Origin of the sequence: Wolbachia endosymbiont (group A) of Nomada flava (assembly GCF_964027055.1) — a bacterium.
In the GTDB taxonomy this organism is placed as follows: Bacteria; Pseudomonadota; Alphaproteobacteria; order Rickettsiales; family Anaplasmataceae; genus Wolbachia; species Wolbachia pipientis.
Genome location: NZ_OZ034725.1, coordinates 708,723 through 734,192, shown reverse-complemented (window position 1 = coordinate 734,192; position 25,470 = coordinate 708,723). Strand labels below are relative to the sequence as shown.

Sequence of the window (25,470 nt, the reverse complement as noted above, 5' to 3'; positions counted from 1 at the left end):
TTTACTGGTTTGTGGACAACCTCTTAGTAAGCACACTAACTATGAAACAATCTATATTACCATCAAAAACAGAATTTATATTGCCCACTTCATGTCCGGTTCTTAAATCCTTCACCATTTGATATGGATGCATAACGTACGATCTGATCTGATTGCCCCAGCCTATATCGCATTTTTTACCATATTCTTCAGCCATTTTCTGTTCTTTTTTTTCCAGTTCAATTTGGTATAAACGTCCTTTAAGTAATTTTAACGCCTCATCTTTATTTCTGTGTTGAGAACGACCATTTTGGCATTGAACTACAACACCAGTTGGAATATGCGTAATGCGTACCGCACTTTCAGTCTTGTTCACATGCTGACCGCCTGCTCCGGAAGCACGGTAGGTGTCGATCTTTAGATCCTTTTCATCCACAGCAATATCAATTGAATCTTCGATCACTGGAGTTACTCCTACACTTGCAAAACTGGTATGACGTTTACCATTTGCATCAAATGGCGATATTCTAACCAGCCTGTGAATTCCACTTTCACTTTTTGCCCACCCATAAGCTTTTTCTCCAACGATTTTTATCATTGCAGACTTTATACCAACTGACTCTCCTTCTAATTTTTCTACAACTTCAACTTTAAAGTTGTGATAAATTTCTGCCCACCTTATATACATGCGCATCAGCATTTCAGCCCAATCATTGCTCTCGGTTCCGCCAGCTCCTGAGTGGATTTCTAAAAAGCAGTTATTATTATCTGCTTCACCAGTAAATAAGGACTCTGTTTCTTTACACTTGATTAATTTCTCTAGCTTAGCTAATTCATTTTCAACTTCAGAGAAAAATTCTTCATCATTTTCATCAATAGCAGACTTCATTAAGCTGATGGCATCGTTGTAATCGCTTTCCAGTTTTAAAAACGACTCTACGTCATTCTTAATTTTAGAACGTTCTTTTAAAACTTCTTGTGCTTTTTGGTTATCTTGCCATAGGTCATCATTCGACGCTTGGGAGTCAAGCTCTTCAAGACGCAACTTTAATTTTTCTATGTCAAAGACACCTCCTGATAAGAGAAATACTTTTATTTAAGCTTTGAAAGTGTTCAAGAATTTCTGGATAAGTTTTCATTATACTTTAGATTTTAATATATTTACTATCAATAACAATAACAGTAAACAAAATAGAAATTTAACCATATGATAGTTAATTTAAATAATTTCATTATACTTTAATGTTTAAAGAAATCAAGCGCGTATATTTATTAAAAAACAAGGTAAAGTAATGAATATTGAAATAAGTTCCCATTATGGTTTAGACAAAAAGGCTATTGATGACTTAATAGAGTCACTTGATAACGAGGAGCTAGAGAATGTTCGTAGTATTGTAAAAACGATAGATAGCGTTCAGTTAGCTTATTTTTTATCTACTTCAATCAGTGATCACAGGGAGAAATTAGTTAATATCCTCGATCAACATTTGTTAAGTGATGCCCTAGTGCATGTAGTGCCAGATTTACAAATAGAGATCATAGAAACATTGGGAATAGAAAATACAGCAAAGTTACTAATGCTCCTTGATGTAGAAGATATAGTAACCATAGTGAAAGATTTAGATAGAAAGTCTGTAGAAAATATACTTTACTATTTGCCCAGCAAAACTCAGAAATCGGTAGAGGAGTTGCTATCATATCCAGAAGAAAGTGCAGGAAGGTTAATACATAAAGATATGGTTATAGCTCCATATTATTGGACAATAAATCAACTGACAGAATTTGTGTGCAACTATAAAAAAATACCAGAAAAATTTCACCAGATATTCATTATCAACTCAAAATTAGAGCCTATAGGCAGTGTTAATTTAAATAAGGTAATATCTCACTCAGGAGACACAATAATAAAAGAGATAATGGATCATGACATAAAAATCATTAAAACTGGAATAGACCAAGAGGAAGTAGCAAGAATATTTAAAGATTACTCTCTATTATCGGCTCCGGTAGTAAATAAGAATGGTAAAATTATTGGTGTGATCTTAATTGAAGATGTGATAAAAGTTGTTCAACAAGAAACAGAAGAGGATGTACTCAAAATAAGCGGTGTATCTTCTAAAGCCGATATAAATGCCCCTATACATAAAACTATAATTAAAAGGCTACCTTGGTTACTGTTTAACCTCTTAGCTGCAACAATGTGTTCCATAGTAGTTGGCTTTTTCGATGATGTAATAAAAAGTTTTATAGTACTGCCAATAATCATGCCGATAATTGCATCAATGAGCGGAAATGCAGGATCCCAAACAGTAACGCTAACCATCCGGGCAATCGCAACAAAATATCTAACTGAGCAAAATGCAAAAAGAATACTGATGAAAGAATTTTTAATAGGTCTTATAAACGGGGTGATCTTATCTACTATTTCATTAGTAGTGTTAGCAATAAGGTTTCACAGCTTCAAAGTGGAGATGATTTTTGTGGTCTCCATGATTATGATGTCAATTATTGCAACGTTCATCGGAACTTTCATTCCTATAATGCTTCACCGTTTAAACTCTGACCCTGCCGTTTCTTCTTCAATCCTAACATCGGCAACAACTGATATTCTCTCAGCTTTTATATTTCTTGGTTTAGCTACGATCTTTTTATTAAATAGCTAATACTATCTATAGCTATACCGCCCACAACTGTACAAACATTGCAATTTGCAGGTGGCAGATGGTGTCATCCAAGTAGCCCCTATGATGTCATCCGAGTAGATACCGTCTTGTAAGTCAACGAGAAAAATATAAAAATGTTATCTTTTGGTCCATATAAGTTTGTTCCAACAAGTTTAAAGTATAACAAAAAGAATCGCTGGAGCGTAATTGAATGTATTGATGTAATGCCGTCACTTCAAAACATAGGACAAGGAGTAGAAAATATAGAGCTAGAAATAACCATTTACCTTAATAGTCTTAAGGGGCTAAATCAACTAAAGAATATGAAAGAAGCTGAAAAAGATCAGATCCCACACACTTTAGTAGATAGTTTAGGTAATTTTTTAGGACAGTTTGTGATTACACAATTAGAGGAAAGACAGATATCTTTTTTTCCTGGTGGGCTGCCGAAAAAAGTTGAATTTAGTTTAAGTTTAAAGAGTTATAGTGGTACACATATTCACTAACCAACTACATTCAATTTTTGATTTTAAACTTCAGTCAACCTCCTAGTTCTATAGTTCTTGATATGATCTGGATCAAAGGCCTTTTTTGAACTTAAAACACCAAAAACTACATGAAGTAACTTACGCATTGCAGCTCCCACAATTGCCATATTATGCTTGCCTTTCTCTTTTAACCTCTCGCAATAAATCACAATAATAGGGTTGTGATTTTTAGCTACTATAGCGGGAAAATATATTGCCTTACGCAATGTTCGTGAACCTGATTTACTTAATCTGGGCTTGGCATATACAGATGATCCTGATGTTATATTTCGTGGTATAGTTCCAGCATATGCTGCCAATTGTCTGGCATTTATAAAAGCTTTTATGTCAGGAATTTCAGCTAAAATAGCTATTGCTGATTCCTCTCCTATTCCTGGAATAGTCAATAAGAGTTGAAAGTTTTCCAACAACTCTTTGTGCTGTTTTAATAGTTCACGTATGGAGTTTTTTATTGTTTCTATTGATTGTTCTATGTTCACTGCAAGGTTTTCCCAAGCATTTGCAACTTCTTCAGGCAGTCTCTCCTTCTTTTCTAAATGATTATTTACGAATGTTAATCCATCTTTTAATGCAGCTGAGCAACGATAAAGATGCTTTAATTTTTTCTTTTCAGAAGAAGGTGGTGTCCAGCGAGTTGGTTCCTGTCTTTGGCAATAATCTGCAATAATCTCTGCATCAATCTGGTCATTCTTTTGTCGTACAAGCTTACTCCTTGCATAAGACTTAATACAATAAGGATTTACAACACTAACAAAATGTCCAGCATTGTGTAGAAATTCAGCCAGAGCTTCACTATAACAACCAGTAGCTTCCATGCAGGCTTTTACTTGTTCTATATTATGTTTTTGTAGAAAGCTCAGCAGACCTTGAAACCCATGATCATCGTTCTTAAAGCTCCTTTTCCTAGTTTCACGTTTTCCTTTTTTACTTATAAATGAGAGAAAAATATCAAAGCGATCTTTTGATATGTCTATACCTAAAAAGTTGTTGATCATATATAACCTCATACGTTACCATTTAAAATGAAAAGTAAGGCTAACCTTGTGAATACAGAATTAGAACCATTTAGGTCTTTCTACGATACCGTCCAGCCTCTACTTTTGAGAAGGGAGCTCTTTTCTAAAACACAGATTTTGTATCTAGGGCAATTTACAAAGTTCTTCCCTTCTCCATCTAATGCATAAGCTTAAAACATTAGATGCTTTTGACAAGATACAAGCCCCTATGATGTCATCCCAGTGCTTGACACTGGGATCCAGAAAAGTTTGCTTGTAAACTAGTATGGAAAGTAGCTGATCTTACACTAAATGAATGTTTTTGATGAGGTTGCATAGAAGCTGGATTCCAGTGTCAAGCACTGGAATGACATCGTTTACTATGTGCCATATTGCAATGTTCGTACAGTTGTAGATTTATTCGCGGTATAGATTCCGCTAACGAGTAGCGGAATGACGGTTTTTCAAATTGTCGTAAGTCAGTTTAGCTATAATATCAAATTTCACAACTTCACCAACTATTTCTTTCTATTAAATAAGAATAAATTGCCTATACAAAAATAGATTGGCAATATTTCAAGTCTGCCAAGCAGCATTAAAAACGATAGAAATAATTTTACTTCATTACTGAAAGAGGAATAATTACCCGAAGGACCTATTAAATTACTAAATCCCGGGCCAGAGTTTGTAAGCGTTGCAGAGACTGAGCTGATGCTAGTTATAAAGTCTGCATTGCTTAAGTAAGACATCACTATTGATGAAATGGTAAACGTTAACATGAAAATTGCAAAAAATATAAAGACAGAGTGAACTTCATCATTCTCCAGGGTTTTTCCATTGAATTTTACCCTATTGCCTGCGCCTGGGTTCAATAAAAGGCGAAAGTGATTTTCTATAGATCTTAGAAAAATGATCAAACGAAAGATTTTGACACCACCACTTGAAGAACCGCTACATCCACCAACAAAGGTTAGAAAAAAAGCTAAGACTGAAATGAAACTCCAATCTATATGACTACAGATTGCATAACCAGTTGACGTAATCAAGGAAGTGATGGTAAATGTGCTGCATCTAAATGATAATGACACTCCTAAATCAACATTTTTATACAACCAAAAACAAGCAAATAAAGATGAGATAGTAGCTATCTTAACAAAGTAAGAGACCTGTTCATCATAGCAAATGTCTAACCGTCTTATAATTTTTAAATAGCTAAGAAAAGGCAGAGAACCCAAAATCATAAAAATGATCGTTATGACTTCTAACATAGGGTTATTATAGTGCCCTATAGAATCATTATAGTTAGCAAATCCACCAGTTGATACGGCGGACATTCCGTGACATATTGCATCAAACAGTGGCATACCAGCTAGATAATAGGAAGATATACATAACAAAATTAGGCCATAATATATTGCTGTAACATGAATCACTACGCTTCGCGTGTTCGGCAACTTCCTTTTGGTAGCATCTGAATATTCAGAATAAAGTAAATTATTTAGGCTGAGAATCTTGAGCATAGGAAACACTGCAATTCCTATAGTTATTACACCAAAACCCCCCATGTTGTGTAGCATTGCTCTCCACAGCAATATTCCTGGAGATTGTTTTTCAATATCATTAAATATAGTTGCCCCTGTGGTTGTGATGCCAGATATCGTTTCAAACAATGCATCAACATAGCTCAGATTATCAAAATAGAAAGGAATAGCTGCAAACAGAGACAAGGCAATCCAGGTGCAACTAGTAATCGCAAAAATTGCTGGCATTCCATGCAATCTACTTAATTTACCGAGTAAAATAAAAATTGCGCCAGATGTGCAGGTAATTATGAATCCAGCGAGGAAATTTTTCCATTTGTAGCTGAGACATTTATTAGTAATAGCAGGAATAAGCATTGCTAAGCTAAACAGCAATAGGAATATTCCCACAATAAATGCAATTGAACGTAAAGTTTGTAAACGTTGATGATTTTTCATAGAGTTACTTCCTCGCTATACAAAGCCATAAAAGCTACTCTAACGTCAAGCATTTTGTTGGCCTTTATTAACAGTATACTTGATTTACTTGTAAATATGTGTGATAATTAAATTTTTATTAGAGGTAAGATATGGTTGAATTAACTAATGCACAAGAAGAAATTCTAGATTCATTAAGACAGGCAGTCCGGAATGGCAATTTTCAGGAAGTCCAGAACGTACTCGACAATAATGAACATAATGATATACAAGCAGTTTTGAGCCACGAGTGGACTTTGACTAGTGACAAAGGTACAATTTTAGATTTTGTTATGTGTTGTAGCATTACAATTAAAGCTCAAGTAGAGATCATTGAACAAATTTGGAAGGAAGCTGATCAAAAAACTCGTGATTTTTTGTGTAATACAGAATACGATCTAGCAAGAGGTGATAGTGTTAACACAATAAATATGCTTAGAGGCCTGCAAGAAAGGACCAACGATTCTAATAACGGACCTGTTCTTGGAAAAGTTATTCAAGAAATGGAAGAGCACAAGAGGGTAATGGATCTTGGTTCCAACTTAGAAGAAGCAATAGAAAACCTTGATATTGATCAAGTTAAAGCAGCATTAGAGAATTGTGGTGAAAATGCAGCAAGGGTTTTAGAGCTAGGGGTATATTGGAATGATGGAAGCATAGATGCCCTTTTAGTTTGTCCTCTGATGATTAACTATGATAGAGAATTGAACCAAGAAGATGTGGAAAAGATAAAAGAAAGCTTTAAATTAATGTTTGATGCTGCTTCTCCAGGGCTCCTTGGGTTCGAGCCCAATGGAAATAACTATGTAATGAGTAAACTTGTAAGGGCACAAAAATATCTTGCTAAAATACCTGGAGTAGGTGAGCAATGCTTTCAAGATTTGATTCAAGAATTTGAGGAAAAACTTAGTAAAGATACACTAGATAATGCCAAGACTGATGATCAGATAGCATGGGATAAAGCGTATGCGACTCGATTTTCACAAGAAATCAATCATGATTTGTTTGAGAATGATGAATTTAATGCTTTTATGGATGACACTGATCTAGGTCAAGACACCGAAAACTCTGCACTGACTGCAGACAACAAAACCCCAGAAAAGAACGAAACAACCTTCTGGAGTGAACACAAAGGGAAGATTTCTCTAGGTGTTGGTGGACTATGCGCAGTTGGTGCTGTTGCAGCCTATGTGCTAGCGTATCCTGCAGTTGCACTGGCTTTAACAGTTTTAGCAGCAGTTATATTAATAGGTGCTGGTATTGCTAAGGTTTGTGAGAAATCAGAAAGCCCAAATACGAAAAGCTCGGACCCAGTTGTTTCTGAGTATTGCAATAATGCAAAAAGCTGTTAATCAGTAATCCATTGTTATCCCAGCGCGGCGCGCTGGGATCCAGGAATTTTATTAAGTTGGTAAGCATAAAAGTAGCCGTTTTATGTTAAAATACAACGTTTTGATGATTATGAAAAGGCTGGATTCCAGTGTCAAGCACTGGAATGACAAGAAGAGGGTACTTGGATGACAAGAAAGAGGCACTGGCTCTTGGATGGAAAGCTGGATTCCAGACTGGAATGACACCTCTCTTAGTAAAAATTACTTTTATATCATAACGTTCGTACAGTTGTGCGCACCGCTAGAACAAAGAATATAAAAAAAGTGTTGCCGTCACGTTATATCATAAACCTTTGCTGAAGCTTTCTTTATATCTTCACTTGAAAGTGGGATCAGACCAAGCCTAGATAGGTACCCATCTTCAATGCCGATCGAATCTATAATTTCTTTAATGAATTCTCTTAATCCATCAACAGTATCCAGGTGTTCTTTCTTTATGTAAAGGTATAGAGGTCTTGCTAATATATATTTTCCCGATGATATATTTTCGTAAGTTGGCTCAATTCCTGCAATTGTGCTCCCTTGTATTTTATCTTGATTCCTCATTAAAAAGCTAAAACTAAATATCCCTAAGGCATTCTTGTTACTTTTCAATTTTTGTATTATTATGTTTTCATTAATTCCAACTTCTATATACCTTCCGTCATCCCTTATATTACCACATGCTTTCTTTCTTTCTTCCTGATCTTTGTAATTCTCTTTGAAAATTCTTGAGTTCATGCATGAATATTGATCAAGCATAATAGAATTAACCAAAGTTTCGTATGTGCCTGTATTTTGATGTGGACCATAAATTTCAATTTCTGTTTTTGGTAAGGCTTGATTTACATTAGACCAAAACTTCTTATTATTTTTTACTAATTTATCATTTTCTTGAGAATATGCAGATAAAGTTTCAAATAAGTCCTTTTTTGTGAAATCAAATCTATGGCTTTGATTTGAATTTGCAATGACAACTCCATCATAGCCAATGATGATCTCTATCACTTCATTAATTTTATTCCTTTTACATAGTTCTCTTTCTACTTCCTTCATAGGGCGAGATGAAGTGGTGATGTCTGGCGTGTCTTCCCCTATTCCTGAGCAAAACATTTTGAACCCTGATCCACTTCCTATTGATTCCACAACTGGAGTCTTAAAAGGGAATACACGATTGAACTCCTCGGCTATAAACGAGATAAAAGGAAAAACGGTTGAAGATCCAACAATTCTGATGTATTTCCTGGCATCAGCATTTGACAGCGGCGTGAATAATACGAATACAAAAATCAGGAGAAAGTTTCTAAGCATTATTTTTAGTTAAGAACATAAATCTAATTATTGTAACAAAAAATCAAACTGAAAAGCTTTGATTTTCTCTTGTGATTGACCTATAGCTAATCCAATTACCGCTATTTTAATTGCATGAACATTGTAACAATGGTGTCTGCAAGCAGCTTACTGTACGAACATTGTGATTTGAGAGCAATTTCCGCTAGGAGGGTGTCATCCCAGTTCCCAGATACTGGGATCCAGTTCTTATTACCTGGTAAGTTTTCTGGATTCCAGACTGGAATGACATCGTTTACCATGTGACGAAGTACAATTTGTTAGTTAATAATCCATTGTCATCCCAGCGCCATGCGCATAACTGTACGAACATTGTGATTTGAGAGCAATTTTCACTAGGAGGATGTCATCCCAGTGCCCAGACACTGGGATCCAGTTCTTATTACCTGGTAAGTTTTCTGGATTCCAGACTGGAATGACATCGTTTACCATGTGACGAAGTACAATTTGTTAGTTAATAATCCATTGTCATCCCAGCGCCATGCGCATAACTGTACGAACATTGTGATTTGATACAAGCTACTTGCATGACAAAAGCTACAGTTTACATTTAAATTTTATTTTATATTATTGTAAGTATTACACAACTTTAAGGAACAGTTATGGCAGTTATGCCAGATAAATGGATAAGAGAAAAAGCTGAAAATTTTGGAATGATAGAACCTTTTGTGAATCACAAAAGCAGCAAAGGTGTTATATCTTTCGGACTATCATCTTATGGTTACGATGCAAGAGTGGATAATAAATTTAAAATTTTTACTAACGTTAATTCAGCTATCGTGGACCCTAAAAATTTTTCTGAGAATAGTTTTATAGATAAAGAAACAGACGTATGCATAATTCCACCAAATAGCTTTGTGCTTGCAAGTACAGTGGAATATTTTCGTATACCAAGGAATGTACTGGTCATTTGTGTTGGTAAATCAACTTACGCAAGATGTGGAATTATAGTAAACGTTACTCCCTTAGAACCTGGATGGGAAGGTCATGTTACACTCGAATTCTCAAACACCACTCCACTTCCTGCGAAAATTTACGCTAATGAAGGCGCATGCCAATTCGTATTTTTAAGCGGCGAAAGTGAATGCGAGAAATCATATGATGATATGAAAGGAAAATATATGAATCAGCATGGTATCACTTTGCCGTTAGTTAAGTGATTACTTTAGGTAAAGCAAGATATTGTGCTATTGTACTGAAGATTACTAAGATGAGTTTTAACTAATTTGTCGCATTCTTTATCACCTAAAACTGCACGTGCAGAGTGGTTTTTAAATGACTCTACATAGCTTGAAAAGAAATTTGTAGAAGGATTACTTAAGGCTTCTGCAACTTCTTTTTTTTCTTTATCATTGGAAAGCTGATTAAATAGTTCTTCTCCCTTTTTTTGCAGCTCATTTTCAAATTCCTGCTTTATAGTATTCTTATCTGCTTTTTGCAAGAAGGAAAACTCTTCAAAAGTGTACAAGGAAGAGACAATACTGTTGAAGGTACCAGTAAAACATGCACTTGAGAGGTTGTCCGGAAACAAGTAAAAGGCTATAATATCTGAAATTTTAGTACGGGGTAAAGATGAGAAAAAAGTATCCAACAGATCTAAGCGAAAGGGAATGGGCAAGAATAGAAAAACACTTCAGAGTATCATACAAGAAAGGAGGAAGGCCGCCAAAGTATAGCAAAAGAGAAATATTAGAAGCAATTTTCTATGTATTGCGTACAGGGTGTCAATGGCGGTATTTACCAAATGATTTTCCGCTATGGAAGACTGTGTATGAGCAGTTCAGGCAATGGAAGAAGCAGGGAATTTTTGAGAAAATGAATTATGAAATATAGTAGAAGAAAAATAGGAAGGAATGAGCAGCCGAGTGCCTGTATAGTAGATAGTCAATCTGTAAAGACTACAGAAAAGGGGGGATCAAAGGCTATGATGGAAGTAAAAAAGTAAAGGGTAGAAAAAGGCATATAATTACAGACACTCAGGGTTTTATACTAGGTTGTTACGTAGGCGCTGCTAACGAAAATGATAGAGATGGTATTAAAATAGCATTAAACAATATGAGAACAAAATATACTAAAGTTAAAAAAATGTGGGCTGACATGGGATACCAAGGAAGAAATTTAAAGAATCACATAAAGGAAGAATATGACATAGATATTGAAATTGTTAAAAGGCCTCCATGTAGATTTTGGGTGCACAAAGATACGCCACCTGAGCTACTACCAACAAGAGAACAAGGGTTTAAAGTACAGCCAAGAAGATGGGTTGTAGAAAGGACTTTTGCTTGGGTTAATAGGAATAGAAGGCTATCGAAGGAGTATGATTTACTCACAACATCCACTGAGAATTTCATATACCTAGCTATGAGTAGGGTTATGTTAAAGAGGGAATATGCTTGAATTTACTTGTTTCCGGACAACCTCTGAACCACGACCACCATGCACTCCGTATTCTGTTTGCGATTCTACTAAATGTTTAACCAGTTGATATTTTCTCTGTGATATGCGGGTATTAATAGCTATATTATTTGCTCTAGTTTGATCGTTGCAAGCCTTCCAAACTAAATTTAAAACTTGCTTCAATGTTAACCCGCTTCCACTATGTGTACCAGGGTTATTTTTTATACGCTTCAAGCACTCAAGTGCATGTTTTTTCTCATCTTCTGTAAGTTGATCTTTATCTGCAGCTTTTTGTGTGCCATTTGCTATGCACTCTAACTGATCAATAAATCCTTCTATTTCCTCTATAAACTTATCATCAATATCAGGCTCACCGTAGTTTTCTTTTAGCTTTTGAACGTTAATATTAATTGCATCATTTACATCAGTATCATGCGTTGTTTGTGGAATACGTGCTGCCTCCATAAATGCTTCAGCTCTTTGCTCTAACCATTCTGGTGCTTTGCCTCCTGCAAGATGATACAGTTTATCCAATGCCATGAAGGCTAGAATAAAGACTAGGGCCGAGATAATGAGCATTATAAGTAATACTATAAATAAACCTGTGATTAGCCACCTTACAGGAGCTAGCAGAATTTCTTTTGCTTTTTTTAATTTTGACGGTCTTTGTATGTTGTCTGGTGTATTTACTACTGCTGGCATAATTAGTTCAAGTTAATATCAATATTATTAATATACTATATTTTTTCTTATTTTGTCAACCCAAATTTCTACTTCCGCACTTTTTCATTGTTGCTTACAATGATTATAGCTACACGATTTACTCATGTGCTTTTCTTAATTAAAAACTTCAACTATTTATTGTAAGTTATTGAATTTCCTTGATTTTTATTCTTAATCTGCGTCATCCTATGCACAACTGTACAAACATTGTGATTTGAGTCCACCAGGGAAGGGTGTCATCCCAGTGCTTGACACTGGGATCCAGCTTTCTATGTGACCTCATCAAAAATGTTTATTTTTCAGCCATTTTTATACTTATCAACTCAGTGTGCTTGCTTACAATTAAAATTCCTGGATCCCAGTGTCAAGCACTGGGATGACAAAGGAGGAAGCACTGGGATGACAAGAGAATGAGGTACTAGATTCCAGCGTTACGCGCTACCGCGGACTGTACCGTTTTTGTCATCCCAGTGCCTTGACTACTTGGATCCAGAAAAAAGGATGGTGTCATGCAAGTAGCTGATACTGGAATCCAGTCTTCACGCAATCCCATTAAAAACGTTGTGTTTTAACATAAGATTAGCTACCTTTACACTTACCAACTCGTTGTCCAATCAAAATTCCTTGATCCCAGTGTCACGCACTGGGATGACAAGGTTATAGGTGTCATCCAAGTAGCGTGACACTTGGATCTTTCTCAACAATTTCAAAAAAATCTATCAAAAGGAGGATCATTATGTCCACAATAGTTTTATCATCAATTTTTGGTCAAGCAGGCAGCATTTTTGGGCCAATTGGCCAGATTATCGGCTCAGAACTAGGTGCTCTTCTTGGTGCACAGCTCGATGGTGCAATATTTGGTTTGGATGCAGAACAGAAAGTAACGCATGGAGCGAGACTAAAGAATCTGCAGGTTCAAACCTCAACCTACGGCAGAACGATCCCAATTATCTATGGCACTGCTCGTGTTGCAGGGAACATTATTTGGTCACAGCCAATAAAAGAAGAGGCGATAACCACCAAAAGTAAAATTGGAAGAGGTATGAACGTTACATATAATTACTATGCAACGCTTGCAATTGCGATCTGCAAGGGGAAAGTAGAAAAATTAAACAGAATCTGGGCAGATACAACATCACTTAGCTTTGATGAAATAGATTATACTTTTTACCGCGGTGCAGAAGACCAAAATCCTGATCCATTTATGTCATCAATTGAAGGTGAAGGAAACATGCCGGCTTATAGGGGAATATCTTACATAGTCATCAAGAATTTTCTTCTAGCAGACTATAACAATCGCGTCCCGATATTCACATTTGAAGTGCAAACTGCATTAAAGCCTAGTGGATTTTCAATAGCAGAAAATATTCGAAATATCAATATTATACCAGGCTCAGGAGAATTTGTGTATGATACAAAAATACAGAAGAAAATCGCGCAAGAGAAAATAAGCAGCAACCAATATATCCCATATGGGCTGGCGCAAAGGGTAAATCACAACAACCACACTAAAAAGAGCGATGCAATGCTTTCTTTGGATCAATTAAAAGAAGATTTGCCAAATGTTGAGAGGGTATCGGTAGTAGTCAATTGGTTTGTGAATGATCTGAACATTAAAGATTGTAAAATATATCCTGCAGTTGAATTTCAAGATGATTCCGCAATATTACCTGATGATTGGCAAGTAGGGGGTGTAACCAGAGATAATGCTCAGCTAATTTCAAAAGATGCGAGTGGAAACCCAATGTATGGTGGCACAGTTAGTGATGCAGCGTTGATAAGATATATAGAAGAGTTACGCAGCAGAGGCTACAAGGTGATGCTCTATCCAATGCCCTTGCTTGACACAAAGAACAAAGAGTGGCGAGGAAAATTGAGCGGGACTCCTGGGGATATAAGTGATTTTTTTGAGAATCAATATAACAAATTTATAGAGCATTATGCAAGCATTGCCAAACAAACTAAAGTGGAAGGGTTTATCATCGGTTCTGAACTTGTGCGGCTTACCAAAATTAGAGATGAACAAGGTAATTACCCTGCCGTTATAGAGCTAGTTAAGCTTGCAAAGCGAATAAAACTTCAGCTTGGAAAAGAAGTAACGGTAACTTACGCTGCTGATTGGAGTGAATACCATTCATATGATGGTTGGTATAATATGGATGAACTGTGGTCTTCAGAGTACATCGACGTTGTTGGCATAGATGCTTATTTTCCACTGACTGATGGTCCAGAGCCTCCTTTTGGCTATTCTGCGGAAGATGTAATGGGCGGTTGGAGCAGTGGAGTGGGGTATGATTATTTCTATGATTACTCAAAGGGTGAGCCTGAAAGAGTAAAGTATAACGACAGCAGGTATGCGTGGAAAAACATAGCAAAATGGTGGAGTGAAACTCACATAAATCCATGTGGTAGTAAAACGAAATGGCAACCAAAAATGAAAAAAATATGGTTTACTGAGTATGGATTTCCCAGTATGAACGGCTGCACTAATGAGCCAAATGTGTTTGTTGATAAAGGCAGCATAGAGAGCAAATATCTACGATATTCAAACGGAGAGGTGAGCTTTCTTTCGCAAAAAATTGCAATTGAAGGAACGCTAAAGAAGTGGCAAAGCTCGGAAATGGTAGAAAAAATGTTTCTCTGGGCGTGGGATGCAAGGCCATTTCCTTATTTCCCCAATTTGTGTGATATGTGGACTGACTGCCATAATTGGCAGACAGGACATTGGATTCAGGGAAAGCTTTCACAGCTTAATATTTCCGATGTTTTATCGGATCTGTTACAAAAAACAGGTTTAAAAAGCGATCAGTTCGATACAAGCAACGTCAAAGGGTTATTGTCTGGGTATGTGATAAATGACCAGCAATCGGTACGTTCAATTATTAAAATGCTGCAAAGTTGCTATTTTTTTGATGTGGTTGAACAGGACTCTAAACTGAAATTTGTCCAAAAGGGCAGGGGAGTTACGACTGAAATACCAATTGGTGAAACGGTTTTCAGTAACAATTCAAAACTTGCTAATATCAGTCAATTAGATTTAAACAATAAAGTTAACATCGTTTACTTTAACCGCAATTTTGGCTATCCAATTGATGTTAAATACGCTGAGTTGCCAAAGCAAGGCACTGCTATAACAGTTGAAATACCGCTGATTATAGAGGAGGGGGAGGCGCAAAATATCGCTGAGGTTTTACTTTATTCTTCGTGGCAAGAGAGAAATATATACAATTTCAAGCTACCGATAAAATATGCATGGCTTGTGCCAAGTGATGTAATAACGATTTTAGACAGTGAGAAAAAACATACGGTGAGAATTATAAAAACGAAATTTGAAAGCATGTCCATTCAAGTAAGTGGTGTTGGTTATGACAGCTCCATATATAAGCTTTCTTTTCCTTCAACAAGGTCTCTTATGCTGAAGGAATACCCTCCTTCTCATATCAGCAAAACCATCGTAGAAATGATAGATTTACCGCATATTAAAGGTAATATTGCAAGCTTTACTTTAATTGGTGAGGAAAGGAATTGGAAGGGAGCAACGCTCTTTATTTCGTACAACGATAAGGATTATAAGCCTATCGCAAGCACAAATAAGCAGTCTACTTACGGATATGTAATGGAATCTACCGACGAGGGGCTTATAGTAGTGTTACGTTTTGGTGTATTGAGTTCTTCATATAACCATTATTTAAGTGATGGTGTCATTCCAGCGCTTGACCATATTTCTCCTGGATCCCAGTGTCTGGGCACTGGGATGACAGAAGAGGGTTTTACAAGCACTAACGTTAGTACTATAAATGTAAGCAATTTAGCACTGGTTGGAAAAGAGATAGTGAAATTCCAGAGTGCTGAACTTATAGATAAAAATAAATATAAGCTTAGCAACCTAATTAGAGGGCAAGAAGGCACTAAAGAGACTGCAGGTGAAAAATTTGTTCTACTTGATGATTCAATAATATCTTTCGAAGTGCAAATGGGGAAAAAGTTTTACCTAAAAGCAGTGACTTACGGTGACTCGCTGGAAAGTACGGAAGTGAAAGTGATAAATTCATTTAGTAATTGAAATTTAATAAAGTAAGTGCTAGAATTAATATACAGGTATTAATGGTAGAGATATAACATGTCAAAGGAAATGGTCAATGCGTTGAAAGCTGAAGTGAAGAAGCTCAAATATGCTGATTTCAAAGCTAACACTTGGGACGAAGTAATTTCTGGTGAGGGAACATATAAGGATCTTAATAGAACACACGGCCTTGCTATTAACGGACAAAAAATAACTAACGAATTTATTAACAATCTGTATTCAAAACATAAAAATCTAATTCTACGGGATGAAAACGGAAAAGGGAATTATCGTCCATTTCTCAGACAAATTTTTACAGAAATGTTTAAACACGTTGGTGCAATAATTCCCAATAACTCTATTATTGAGGAGTTAATAAATAACTATTATCAGGGCGGATATACTCATTTTCTTCCTAATGATATGAGTCAAGCTCTTGGATCTTTTCATTTGTCAACGCAAAGCAACTGTATGACAAGAGAGTATATTATGGATTGTTGTGAACCCAATTGTATAAAGCTTAGTTTTAGCATGAAATATACAAAAATGCTTAACTATGATGATTGTACATATATCGAAACACCAGGTTTTTGCAGTTCAGCGGAGTTTAAACTGAAATGTGAAGATAAAAATGTAACATATGAAGATGGTAAAGTACTTCTTACCATTCCTAAAGAGCTAAAAAACTACAAAGTAAGTGGTAAGTGCTTGTGCATTTTGCAACGTTGCAACTGGCATTCCTGATAAACTAGATCCTCATGAGCCAGAAAATTTAGCAAAAGCGATAAAAAAGTTAAACTTAAAGCATGTTGTTATTACTTCCGTTGATCGTGATGATTTACCAGATGGTGGCGCAAATCAGTTTATACAGTGCATAGAAGAAATTAGAAAGATAACTTCAGAAACAACAATAGAGATTTTAACTCCTGATTTTTTAAATAAGAAAGGAGCATTTGAGAGGTTGTCCGGAAACAAGTAAAAGGCTATAATATCTGAAATTTTAGTACGGGGTAAAGATGAGAAAAAAGTATCCAACAGATCTAAGCGAAAGGGAATGGGCAAGAATAGAAAAACACTTCAGAGTATCATACAAGAAAGGAGGAAGGCCGCCAAAGTATAGCAAAAGAGAAATATTAGAAGCAATTTTCTATGTATTGCGTACAGGGTGTCAATGGCGGTATTTACCAAATGATTTTCCGCTATGGAAGACTGTGTATGAGCAGTTCAGGCAATGGAAGAAGCAGGGAATTTTTGAGAAAATGAATTATGAAATATAGTAGAAGAAAAATAGGAAGGAATGAGCAGCCGAGTGCCTGTATAGTAGATAGTCAATCTGTAAAGACTACAGAAAAGGGGGGATCAAAGGCTATGATGGAAGTAAAAAAGTAAAGGGTAGAAAAAGGCATATAATTACAGACACTCAGGGTTTTATACTAGGTTGTTACGTAGGCGCTGCTAACGAAAATGATAGAGATGGTATTAAAATAGCATTAAACAATATGAGAACAAAATATACTAAAGTTAAAAAAATGTGGGCTGACATGGGATACCAAGGAAGAAATTTAAAGAATCACATAAAGGAAGAATATGACATAGATATTGAAATTGTTAAAAGGCCTCCATGTAGATTTTGGGTGCACAAAGATACGCCACCTGAGCTACTACCAACAAGAGAACAAGGGTTTAAAGTACAGCCAAGAAGATGGGTTGTAGAAAGGACTTTTGCTTGGGTTAATAGGAATAGAAGGCTATCGAAGGAGTATGATTTACTCACAACATCCACTGAGAATTTCATATACCTAGCTATGAGTAGGGTTATGTTAAAGAGGGAATATGCTTGAATTTACTTGTTTCCGGACAACCTCTGAAGCAATCGCTGTTGCATCACCTGATGTCTATAACCACAATATTGAAACAGTGCCGAGATTGTATGCAAAAATAAGACCACGAGCTCGCTATTTTCATTCACTATATTTACTGAAGATGGTAAAGCAGATTAATCCTAAAGTTTTCACAAAGTCGGGGCTTATGGTTGGTCTTGGAGAAACAAAAGAGGAAATATTTCAGGTTATGGACGATTTGCGCAGTGCTGAGGTTGATTTTATTACAATTGGTCAATATCTACAACCAACTCCAAAACATGCAAAACTTGATAGGTATGTTACCCCAGAGGAATTTGAGCATTATAAATACATTGCTTACTCCAAAGGTTTCTTAGTGGTTGCATCAAGCCCACTAATTCGGTCATCATACCACGCTGAAGAAGATTTTAACAGGCTCAAGGCCTGTCGTTATGTTAATTCAAATTAATTTTTACCAATTATAAAGGAGTTGAGAGACTTTACGTAATGTCTACTATAAAAATCAAGAATAAATCGCAATTAGTTAAAGAGGTATTCGATTCCGTGGCAAGTCGCTACGACACCATGAATGATATAATGAGCCTCGGAATGCACAGATTATGGAAGGATAAGATGGTAAATAGTGTGCATTTTACAAAAAACTCTCAGGTTTTAGATGTTGCTGGAGGAACTGGAGATATAGCAATAAGAATAGTAAGAAAAGAGCCAAGTGCTAAGGTTACAGTATGCGATATAAATCAAAATATGCTAAGCAGAGGACGTGATAAAGCTATAAATTCAAACCAAATTAATTTTGATTGGGTATGTGCAAGTGCAGAAAGTTTACCATTTGAAGACTCCGAATTTGATTATTGCACAATAGCTTTTGGCATTCGAAATGTTTCTGACCGTAAGAAGGCTTTAAATGAGGCGCACAGGGTATTAAAACCACATGGAAAATTTATCTGCTTAGAATTTGCCCCTATGCACTATCAAAATGAGATATTTACCAAACTTTATGACTTATATTCATTTAAAGTAATTCCTAAAATTGGCAGCATAGTTGCTAAAGACAAGAGTTCTTATGAATATTTAGTGAAGAGCATCAGAGAATTTCCAACTCAGGCTGATTTTAAAATGGAGATTGAAGAGGTAGGTTTTAAGAATGTTGAGTTTCATAATATGAGCTATGGAATAGTGGCATTACACATTGGAACAAAATGAATATTAAACTCTGGTATAGAACCCTAGATTATTATCTCATCCTTCCAGTGTTTTTTTTGCTCACTATAAGCTTCATTCTTGTTTATTCAGCAAGCCCTGTAATTGCGCAGCGTCTTTCTCTACCACAGGATTATTTTATACGGCGCCATACAATTTATATAGTCCTGTCACTAATTACCTTGGTGACATTTTCTTTTCTCAACACAAGAACTATACTTAACCTCTCATTCGCAGGTTTCATTTTATTTACTATTCTAGTGGCAGCTGCGATAATACTTGGTATAGAGGTAAAAGGTGCGAAACGATGGTTACATATTGTCAAAATTTCAGTTCAACCATCTGAGTTCGTAAGGCCATTTTTTTCTATTGTTATAGCTAGTATCTTAGCCAGCGAAATGAAGTTTAAAATACACATATCAATCATAATATTTCTGTTAGTTTTTGTGTTGTTACTTTTGCAACCTGATTTCAGTATGTCTATGCTTTTAACATATTCTTTTATTGGTCAAATGTTTATTGCATGTATACCATTTTTATACTTTCTATGCATAATAGGAATGGCCACAACTGGAACTACAATAGCTTACTTATGCCTCCCACATATAAAGCAAAGGATTTACAATTTTGTCTTTTTTACGCAGCGGGATAACTTTCAAGTCACAAAATCATTAGAAGCATTCAAAAGAGGTCAATTAACTGGGGTTGGACCTGGTGAAGGTAGCGTAAAAGCCTCTCTTCCTGATTGTCATACAGATTTTGTGTTTTCTGTTTTAGCAGAAGAATTTGGTTTGATTACGTGCTTAGCCACATTGATGTTATTTGGTATCATTTCCGCCCGCTTGCTTTACGTTGCATATAGGGAAAATGAATTATTCAATCTGTTGGTGATTCTTGGTATCTCAATTCAATTCATCACACAATTCATAATAAACACAGGGGTAACATTGAGTATTTTTCCCACCACCGGCATAACCCTGCCACTACTTAGCTATGGTGGCTCTTCTCTTTTATCTTCGAGCATCGCACTTGGCATAATGCTGTCTTTTAGTAGAAATCAAGCTATCGCATTAAAGTTTCATGAGCGTATTGCGCTTAGAAGACATGCTGTAGACTAATGCCATACCTTTCCCCTTTCCCCTGAAACTAAAATCTATATACTTAACTTTAGAAACTTTAAAATACGATGCGATCTAATATTAGGCAGTTATTTTACTATATAAAGCCTAATCTATCTTATTTCATCATAGCTTTTATTGCAGTTTTATTTTCAGCCTTAACGATCCTCCTCTTTGGCAGGGGTTTGAGCAATATAATTGATTCTGGCGCAGGGCATAATTTTACTACCAAACTATTAATTGCAATACTTATAGTTTTAGCCATTTCTCTCACTGCATTTACTCGGTTATATTTCATTGGCATTGGCAGCGAGAAAGTTATCGCAAGAATCAGATACGACTTATATAGCAGTATCACTAACTTGCAACCAAGTTTCTTTGAGAACACAGGCGTACAAGATGTTATCTCAGCGTTAGTTACTGATACATCTGTGTTGCAATCAATAATAAACAGCAGCTTACTAACCATATTACGAAATTTTGTGATTCTGATTGGCAGTGTTGCCATGTTATTATATACAAATATACAACTAACTGCGTATGCAGCCGCAATAATACCTATACTACTCATTATCATGACCTCACTTGGAAAAAAAGTGCGTAGCTATGCACGCTTTGCCCAGGATAAATTAAGTGAGCTTGCGTCATTTAGTGAGGAAAATTTTAGATCTATAGTGACTATCAAATCGTTTGTACTCGAAGAAAATGAAAAAACCCGTTTTAAGGAGTATTTAAACTCAGTATCAAAATCATACGTAAAATTAGTACTCTTGCGTGCTATTTTAGTAACTCTAGTTATCACGTGTGTGATAGGTTCACTAGTTGTTTTGCTCTTTTTTGGTATTAAAGAAGTCTTAAGCAATAATATAACTATTGGAGAACTCTCCTCATTTGTGTTTTATTCAGCGCTTGCGACAGGAGCTATAAATAATTTGAGCGATAATATCAGTGATTTACAACGAGGTCTTGGAATAGTAGAGCGTTTATTTGAATTTAAAAATATGAAAAGCTCTATAGTAGATCCCGATGATCCTATAAAAATTTGTAGTGTTCAAAAAGGAATTTCGTTTAATGGTGTAACATTTTTTTATGAATCTCAGTCTGATAAGCCAGCGTTAAATAACGTATCATTTTCTATAGAGGCAGGTCAAGCAGTATCAATTGTTGGACCATCTGGCAGTGGTAAAAGCACCATTTTAAAGCTTCTGCTCCGTTTTCATGATCCAAACAAAGGCAGCATTACTATCGATGGGCACAACATTAAGTCAATTGCACTAAATGACCTCAGATCGTTGTTTGGCTTAGTGCCACAAGATCACATGATATTCTCTTGCTCAATAATGGAAAATATACTATACGGCAAACCTGGTGCTGAATATGAGGAAGTAAGGCAAGCAGCTATCAGCGCTTACGCGATGGAATTTATTGATAAGCTGCCTGATAAATTTGATACATTTGTAGGAAAAAGAGGGTTAAAACTTTCTGAAGGACAAAAACAACGTATTGTAATAGCAAGGGCCATACTCAACAATCCTCAGATTTTAGTACTGGATGAAGCAACCTCTGCCCTTGATTATAAAAGTGAAAACCTCGTGCAAAAAGCCTTGAGCAAGTTAATGCAAAACAGAACAACGATCGTAATTACACACAGACTATCAACCGCACTCAAGACTGACAAGATTATAGTAATTAATCATGGAAAAGTGGAAGAAGTAGGAACTCATGACTCTCTAATAAGTAAAGACGGGCTGTATGCAAAACTGGCGAAGATACAGTAGGCATGAAATATTGTGTAAATTAAAAGAGAATTTAAGCTATATCGTTGTTGATTTAATGAGTATGCTAGATTTAATGTTAAAATTATTAATTTTTTAATTTTATTATTTTATAATGGTTCCATAGTTATCCGGAAATTTCGTGATCTGTAGTTTCTTTCATTCACGTTATATTCATAGCTTGTTCTATCTTAATGTAATTCTAATTTTGACTGTATAGGAGGTCTCTATGTTAAAACATAACTATAGTGATAAAATCAATAATCGCTATTCATATACTAACAAATTTTCTTATAGTGATGAGGGTGTAGACGAGACGATCAAGGATAAAATCACAACTGAAGATCAGGTAGTAACTGATGATGTTAAAGAGCCTGATGCTGGTAATGATGGTTACAGCGAAGGTATGGCTTTCTCTTACCATGATTACGACAATGTCTTAATATAAACTATGACTTTCCTGATCTAGGAAGATAAAATAGTTAAGATAAACCTTCAACTAGTCCCACTTATTCGCTATATTGTTGGAGGTTTTCATAGTTTTTCTAGTTGATGAACATTTTCAAGCAGGTTTCCTCTCTAATTTCCAGCAAATTAAACGAGTTGAAGCAAAGGGGTATTATAAGCACGAATGCAACAAACTTTATCGTAGAGCCTCCAAGCAATAGAGCGCATGGAGATATTTACACAAACATTGCCATGGTACTTGCAAAGCATGAAAAGAAGAATTCAGTCGAGATTGCAGGGATGTTAGCAAGAGAATTTGAACTTTTTGATGAAGTTGCAAAAGTGGAAATAGCAGGCCCTGGTTTCATCAACATGCACTTAAAAATAGAAGTGTGGCATGGAATTTTAAAACAAATAAATGAGCTAAAAACAGAGTTTGGCACCCTAGATATAGGGAACAATCAGGCCATCAATGTTGAGTTTGTATCTGCAAATCCAACTGGTCCACTGCATATTGGTCATGCAAGAGGAGCAGTATTTGGTGACGTTCTGGCAAACTTACTAAAAAAAGTTGGTTATAAAGTTACTAAGGAATACTATATTAATGATGCTGGAGCGCAGATAGATACACTAATTCGGTCAGTGTATTTGCGATATAAAGAAGCTCTGGGAGAAAAAATTAGTGTTGAAAAAGGTTTGTACCCAGGTGAATATTTAAAACCAATAGGGGAGGGGCTAGCTAAAAAATATGGCAAGGAATTTCTAAAAAAGCAAGATAATCAAATAATTAGGGAATATACTTTAAGTTTTATCTTAGAACTCATAAAGGAAGACATGAACTTGCTTGGAGTAAATCATGATGTTTTTACTTCAGAGTATGAGCTGCAAAAAAGTGGCAAGATCGAAGAGAGTATAAAGATATTATCTGACAAGGGTTTGGTGTATGAAGGGTACCTGGAGAAACCAAAAGGCAAAGAAAGTGAAAATTGGACTTCCAGAAAAGAAATGTTATTTTGCTCTACAAAATTTGGTGACGACGTTGACCGAGCATTGAAGAAAAAGGACGGCATTTGGACTTATTTTGCCTCGGATATTGCTTACCATTTTGATAAGATATCACGTGGTTTTAATAATATGATTGTAGAGCTTGGTAGTGACCACGGTGGTTATGTCAAAAGGCTAAAAGCAGTCGTTTCTGCGCTAAGTGATGATCAAGCAAAAATAGAGGTAAAACTGCATAATATTGTGAATTTTTTCGAGAATGAAAAACCTGTTAAGATGTCCAAAAGATCAGGAAACTTCCTAACAGCAAGAGATGTAGTGGAGGAAGTTGGCAGGGATATCACTCGTTTTATAATGCTGACACGCAAGAATGATATGGTCTTGGACTTTGATTTTGCTAAAGTTAAAGAACAGTCAAAAGATAATCCTATTTTTTATGTGCAATATGCGCATGCTCGTGCTCATTCGTTAATGCGTAATGCTCCAAAAGAGCTCCCAACAGCAGATCCTTCACTTTTAAGGACAGGTGGAGAGCTCTTCCTCATAAAAACCTTAGCAAAGTGGCCAGATGTGGTAGAAATTGCAGCAAGGCTTTGTGAGCCACACAGAATTACTTTCTACTTACTTGAAGTTGCAGAAGCGTTTCACGTTTTATGGGGGTATGGCAAGAGTGATTTAAACATGCGTTTCATACTGGAAGACAACTTAAACCTCACCGCTGCAAGAATGTTTCTCGTGCAGGCCTTAGCACACGTCATCGCTTCTGGACTTTCTATCTTCAATATAGAGCCTTTGGAAGAGATGAGTTGATTTTTTTATGCAAGATTGTTTTTTCAACGAATAGAGAAGTTGACAAAATTAAGTAAAAATGTTATAGTTTATAGTAGTATTTTCTGGTTAATATATGGCTCACAGTCAAAAAAAGCTCAATGTTAATGTAAGTTTTGACAGTAAATTGGCTCAGTATCTTACAGAAATGGCAGAGACTCAAAATAAAACTATTCCTGAAGTTTTAGTAGATTTAGTGGAAGAAGAGTTCGAAGAAGATGTAGAGCTATCCAAAATAGCTGACGATCGCCTCTCTGAAGGTGAAGAAGAAGTAGAGGATGATGAAAACATCTGGAAATAAAACTTACACTATAAAATTCTTAAAAAATGTTATTGAAAAAGAAATTCCAGCTCTTCCGGCAAAGATTAAATTAATGGTTCAGGAGGCCATAAAGAAACGCCTTACAGTTGATCCTTTTAATCTAGGAAAGCCTTTATGTCATAGCTTTAGAGGGCAATATAGGATAAGGGTTAGCAACTACCGTATAATTTACATCATAAATCATTCAGAACGTAAAGTACTTATTACTGCAGTGGGGTATAGAAAAAACATTTACAAACACAGAAGATTACACAATTAAAAATATAAGAAAGATCTCACCGCTGCAACTTGTCCAAGCCTTAGCACACGTCATTGCTTCTGGACTTTCTATCTTTAATATAGAGCCGTTAGAAGAAATGAGTTGATTTTTTTTTGTTACAATATGTAATGATCAAAATATTATTCAAAGTAGGGTAAAGTTATGACGATCAGTTTGAGGGAGTATTCAACTGTATTCACTGAAGTTGCGGAACAGACAGATTTAAATGGAAATAACATAATTGAAAGAATAAAAGGGCATTAGCATAGATCCCGCTAACAAGCAGCGGGATGACGGTTGTCAGGGTGTCAGGCTAGTACCTTCTCTTGTCATCCCAGTGCCCAGACACTGGGATCCAGAAAAGTTTGCTTGTTCACAAGCAAACTAGCATGGAAAGTGGTTACAACATTTTCGATGAGATTATATGGAAAACTGTATTCCAGTGTCAAGCACTGGAATACATCACAGGGGCACTGGAATGACACCCTTTACGGGCTCTTAAATTGCAACTATAAATGTTTAAGAAATTTACCAAATGAAAAAAAAGGCAAAAGAAGCCCCATGGTGGTTGG

24 protein-coding genes and 4 pseudogenes are annotated in these 25,470 nt (G+C 35.9%); 21 read left to right on the top strand and 7 right to left on the bottom strand.

Annotated features, from left to right (window positions below; all coding sequences use genetic code 11):
- Position 1 precedes the first annotated feature (1 nt).
- Positions 2-1,118 (bottom strand): peptide chain release factor 2 gene (prfB, locus tag AAGD70_RS03810; RefSeq protein WP_410541897.1). Its coding sequence is split into 2 segments (ribosomal slippage): positions 2-1,051 and positions 1,053-1,118, totalling 1,116 coding nucleotides; the frame shifts between segments, so codons are not numbered across the junction.
- Positions 1,119-1,271: 153 nt separating this feature from the next.
- Between prfB and mgtE the strand changes: the two genes are divergently transcribed.
- Positions 1,272-2,642 (top strand): magnesium transporter, encoded by a 1,371-nt coding sequence (gene mgtE, locus AAGD70_RS03805; RefSeq protein WP_065095184.1) that lies wholly within the window; start codon positions 1,272-1,274, stop codon positions 2,640-2,642.
- Positions 2,643-2,776: 134 nt separating this feature from the next.
- Positions 2,777-3,148 carry a phage tail protein gene (locus AAGD70_RS03800; protein WP_065095214.1) on the top strand — a complete coding sequence of 124 codons (372 nt, stop codon included), beginning with the start codon at positions 2,777-2,779 and terminating at the stop codon, positions 3,146-3,148.
- 23 nt (positions 3,149-3,171) lie between these two features.
- On the opposite strand, the gene AAGD70_RS03795 is transcribed toward AAGD70_RS03800, so the two are convergent.
- Positions 3,172-4,185 carry an IS110 family transposase gene (locus tag AAGD70_RS03795; RefSeq protein ID WP_065095215.1) on the bottom strand — a complete coding sequence of 338 codons (1,014 nt, stop codon included), beginning with the start codon at positions 4,183-4,185 and terminating at the stop codon, positions 3,172-3,174.
- A gap of 518 nt (positions 4,186-4,703) precedes the next feature.
- Positions 4,704-6,164: a TrkH family potassium uptake protein gene (locus tag AAGD70_RS03790; RefSeq protein WP_065095162.1), complete on the bottom strand. Its 1,461-nt coding sequence runs from the start codon at positions 6,162-6,164 to the stop codon at positions 4,704-4,706.
- A 131-nt stretch (positions 6,165-6,295) separates the two neighbouring features.
- Here AAGD70_RS03790 and AAGD70_RS03785 point away from each other — a divergent pair, with 131 nt between their 5' ends.
- Both AAGD70_RS03785 and AAGD70_RS03780 read left to right on the top strand, forming a co-directional pair.
- The gene (locus AAGD70_RS03785) at positions 6,296-7,534 is read left to right on the top strand and encodes a hypothetical protein (RefSeq protein WP_065095421.1); all 1,239 of its coding nucleotides are present in this window, start codon (positions 6,296-6,298) and stop codon (positions 7,532-7,534) included.
- Between the two features lie 128 nt (positions 7,535-7,662).
- Complete coding sequence (locus tag AAGD70_RS03780; RefSeq protein ID WP_255356249.1) at positions 7,663-7,791, top strand: hypothetical protein; 129 nt, start codon at positions 7,663-7,665, stop codon at positions 7,789-7,791.
- A gap of 55 nt (positions 7,792-7,846) precedes the next feature.
- Here AAGD70_RS03780 and AAGD70_RS03775 read toward each other — a convergent pair whose 3' ends face one another.
- A complete protein-coding gene (locus tag AAGD70_RS03775) occupies positions 7,847-8,863 on the bottom strand; it encodes a substrate-binding domain-containing protein (RefSeq protein WP_065095420.1) in 1,017 nt (338 codons plus the stop codon).
- Between the two features lie 114 nt (positions 8,864-8,977).
- On the opposite strand from AAGD70_RS03775, the gene AAGD70_RS03770 reads away from it, so the two are divergent.
- On the top strand, positions 8,978-9,148 hold the full coding sequence (locus AAGD70_RS03770; RefSeq protein ID WP_156518056.1) for a hypothetical protein: 171 nt from the start codon (positions 8,978-8,980) through the stop codon (positions 9,146-9,148).
- An 18-nt stretch (positions 9,149-9,166) separates the two neighbouring features.
- Here the strand turns inward: AAGD70_RS03770 and AAGD70_RS03765 are convergent, their stop codons facing one another.
- Positions 9,167-9,334, bottom strand: coding sequence for a hypothetical protein (locus tag AAGD70_RS03765; protein WP_156518055.1), 168 nt, complete (start codon positions 9,332-9,334; stop codon positions 9,167-9,169).
- 170 nt (positions 9,335-9,504) lie between these two features.
- Between AAGD70_RS03765 and dcd the strand changes: the two genes are divergently transcribed.
- Positions 9,505-10,062 carry a dCTP deaminase gene (gene dcd / locus AAGD70_RS03760; RefSeq protein WP_006280485.1) on the top strand — a complete coding sequence of 186 codons (558 nt, stop codon included), beginning with the start codon at positions 9,505-9,507 and terminating at the stop codon, positions 10,060-10,062.
- Between the two features lie 5 nt (positions 10,063-10,067).
- On the opposite strand, the gene AAGD70_RS03755 is transcribed toward dcd, so the two are convergent.
- Positions 10,068-10,370, bottom strand: a complete 303-nt coding sequence (locus AAGD70_RS03755; RefSeq protein WP_341814064.1) for a hypothetical protein — start codon at positions 10,368-10,370, stop codon at positions 10,068-10,070.
- Between the two features lie 104 nt (positions 10,371-10,474).
- Here AAGD70_RS03755 and AAGD70_RS03750 point away from each other — a divergent pair.
- Positions 10,475-11,299, top strand: a pseudogene (locus AAGD70_RS03750) (IS5-like element ISWpi1 family transposase).
- Here AAGD70_RS03750 and AAGD70_RS03745 read toward each other — a convergent pair.
- A complete protein-coding gene (locus AAGD70_RS03745) occupies positions 11,279-12,001 on the bottom strand; it encodes a hypothetical protein (protein WP_245611064.1) in 723 nt (240 codons plus the stop codon). The pseudogene AAGD70_RS03750 and the gene AAGD70_RS03745 sit on opposite strands and share 21 nt — an antisense overlap.
- Before the next feature lie 254 nt (positions 12,002-12,255).
- On the opposite strand from AAGD70_RS03745, the gene AAGD70_RS03740 reads away from it, so the two are divergent.
- From AAGD70_RS03740 to AAGD70_RS03675, 14 genes and pseudogenes are all read left to right on the top strand, one after another.
- Positions 12,256-12,402, top strand: a complete 147-nt coding sequence (locus tag AAGD70_RS03740; RefSeq protein WP_156518044.1) for a hypothetical protein — start codon at positions 12,256-12,258, stop codon at positions 12,400-12,402.
- 356 nt (positions 12,403-12,758) lie between these two features.
- Positions 12,759-16,085, top strand: coding sequence for a glycoside hydrolase TIM-barrel-like domain-containing protein (locus tag AAGD70_RS03735; protein ID WP_065095408.1), 3,327 nt, complete (start codon positions 12,759-12,761; stop codon positions 16,083-16,085).
- Between the two features lie 57 nt (positions 16,086-16,142).
- The gene (locus AAGD70_RS03730; protein WP_341814107.1) at positions 16,143-16,829 is read left to right on the top strand and encodes a hypothetical protein; all 687 of its coding nucleotides are present in this window, start codon (positions 16,143-16,145) and stop codon (positions 16,827-16,829) included.
- A pseudogene (locus AAGD70_RS03725) lies at positions 16,792-17,052 on the top strand (radical SAM protein); the annotation flags it as partial. The gene AAGD70_RS03730 and the pseudogene AAGD70_RS03725, both read left to right, overlap by 38 nt.
- Positions 17,053-17,101: 49 nt before the next feature.
- Positions 17,102-17,926 (top strand): annotated as a pseudogene (locus AAGD70_RS03720) (IS5-like element ISWpi1 family transposase).
- A gap of 25 nt (positions 17,927-17,951) precedes the next feature.
- A pseudogene (locus AAGD70_RS03715) lies at positions 17,952-18,395 on the top strand (lipoyl synthase); the annotation flags it as partial.
- Positions 18,396-18,433: 38 nt separating this feature from the next.
- Positions 18,434-19,150, top strand: a complete 717-nt coding sequence (gene ubiE / locus AAGD70_RS03710; protein ID WP_065095410.1) for a bifunctional demethylmenaquinone methyltransferase/2-methoxy-6-polyprenyl-1,4-benzoquinol methylase UbiE — start codon at positions 18,434-18,436, stop codon at positions 19,148-19,150.
- Positions 19,147-20,265: an FtsW/RodA/SpoVE family cell cycle protein gene (locus tag AAGD70_RS03705; RefSeq protein WP_065095091.1), complete on the top strand. Its 1,119-nt coding sequence runs from the start codon at positions 19,147-19,149 to the stop codon at positions 20,263-20,265. Before ubiE ends, AAGD70_RS03705 begins: the two co-directional genes overlap by 4 nt.
- A gap of 68 nt (positions 20,266-20,333) precedes the next feature.
- A complete protein-coding gene (locus AAGD70_RS03700) occupies positions 20,334-22,043 on the top strand; it encodes an ABC transporter ATP-binding protein (RefSeq protein ID WP_065095090.1) in 1,710 nt (569 codons plus the stop codon).
- A 226-nt stretch (positions 22,044-22,269) separates the two neighbouring features.
- Entirely contained in the window at positions 22,270-22,488 is a 219-nt protein-coding gene (locus AAGD70_RS03695; protein WP_065095089.1) for a hypothetical protein, read from the top strand.
- Positions 22,489-22,592: 104 nt separating this feature from the next.
- Positions 22,593-24,299 carry an arginine--tRNA ligase gene (gene argS / locus AAGD70_RS03690; RefSeq protein WP_065095088.1) on the top strand — a complete coding sequence of 569 codons (1,707 nt, stop codon included), beginning with the start codon at positions 22,593-22,595 and terminating at the stop codon, positions 24,297-24,299.
- Between the two features lie 94 nt (positions 24,300-24,393).
- On the top strand, positions 24,394-24,618 hold the full coding sequence (locus tag AAGD70_RS03685) for a hypothetical protein (RefSeq protein ID WP_010962565.1): 225 nt from the start codon (positions 24,394-24,396) through the stop codon (positions 24,616-24,618).
- Positions 24,596-24,898: a type II toxin-antitoxin system RelE family toxin gene (locus AAGD70_RS03680; protein ID WP_233395579.1), complete on the top strand. Its 303-nt coding sequence runs from the start codon at positions 24,596-24,598 to the stop codon at positions 24,896-24,898. Before AAGD70_RS03685 ends, AAGD70_RS03680 begins: the two co-directional genes overlap by 23 nt.
- Positions 24,899-25,224: 326 nt before the next feature.
- Positions 25,225-25,380, top strand: a complete 156-nt coding sequence (locus tag AAGD70_RS03675; RefSeq protein WP_167347043.1) for a hypothetical protein — start codon at positions 25,225-25,227, stop codon at positions 25,378-25,380.
- Positions 25,381-25,470 lie beyond the last annotated feature (90 nt).

Bases quoted from the DNA above. Each gene is read 5' to 3' on its own strand.
- mgtE (WP_065095184.1), top strand. From the start codon at position 1,272: ATGAATATTGAAATAAGTTCCCATTATGGTTTAGACAAAAAGGCTATT.
- AAGD70_RS03800 (WP_065095214.1), top strand. From the start codon at position 2,777: ATGTTATCTTTTGGTCCATATAAGTTTGTTCCAACAAGTTTAAAGTAT.
- AAGD70_RS03795 (WP_065095215.1), bottom strand. From the start codon at position 4,185: ATGATCAACAACTTTTTAGGTATAGACATATCAAAAGATCGCTTTGAT.
- AAGD70_RS03790 (WP_065095162.1), bottom strand. From the start codon at position 6,164: ATGAAAAATCATCAACGTTTACAAACTTTACGTTCAATTGCATTTATT.
- AAGD70_RS03785 (WP_065095421.1), top strand. From the start codon at position 6,296: ATGGTTGAATTAACTAATGCACAAGAAGAAATTCTAGATTCATTAAGA.
- AAGD70_RS03775 (WP_065095420.1), bottom strand. From the start codon at position 8,863: ATGCTTAGAAACTTTCTCCTGATTTTTGTATTCGTATTATTCACGCCG.
- AAGD70_RS03770 (WP_156518056.1), top strand. From the start codon at position 8,978: ATGAACATTGTAACAATGGTGTCTGCAAGCAGCTTACTGTACGAACAT.
- AAGD70_RS03765 (WP_156518055.1), bottom strand. From the start codon at position 9,334: ATGGTAAACGATGTCATTCCAGTCTGGAATCCAGAAAACTTACCAGGT.
- dcd (WP_006280485.1), top strand. From the start codon at position 9,505: ATGGCAGTTATGCCAGATAAATGGATAAGAGAAAAAGCTGAAAATTTT.
- AAGD70_RS03745 (WP_245611064.1), bottom strand. From the start codon at position 12,001: ATGCCAGCAGTAGTAAATACACCAGACAACATACAAAGACCGTCAAAA.
- AAGD70_RS03735 (WP_065095408.1), top strand. From the start codon at position 12,759: ATGTCCACAATAGTTTTATCATCAATTTTTGGTCAAGCAGGCAGCATT.
- AAGD70_RS03730 (WP_341814107.1), top strand. From the start codon at position 16,143: ATGTCAAAGGAAATGGTCAATGCGTTGAAAGCTGAAGTGAAGAAGCTC.
- ubiE (WP_065095410.1), top strand. From the start codon at position 18,434: ATGTCTACTATAAAAATCAAGAATAAATCGCAATTAGTTAAAGAGGTA.
- AAGD70_RS03705 (WP_065095091.1), top strand. From the start codon at position 19,147: ATGAATATTAAACTCTGGTATAGAACCCTAGATTATTATCTCATCCTT.
- AAGD70_RS03700 (WP_065095090.1), top strand. From the start codon at position 20,334: ATGCGATCTAATATTAGGCAGTTATTTTACTATATAAAGCCTAATCTA.
- AAGD70_RS03695 (WP_065095089.1), top strand. From the start codon at position 22,270: ATGTTAAAACATAACTATAGTGATAAAATCAATAATCGCTATTCATAT.
- argS (WP_065095088.1), top strand. From the start codon at position 22,593: ATGAACATTTTCAAGCAGGTTTCCTCTCTAATTTCCAGCAAATTAAAC.
- AAGD70_RS03685 (WP_010962565.1), top strand. From the start codon at position 24,394: ATGGCTCACAGTCAAAAAAAGCTCAATGTTAATGTAAGTTTTGACAGT.
- AAGD70_RS03680 (WP_233395579.1), top strand. From the start codon at position 24,596: ATGATGAAAACATCTGGAAATAAAACTTACACTATAAAATTCTTAAAA.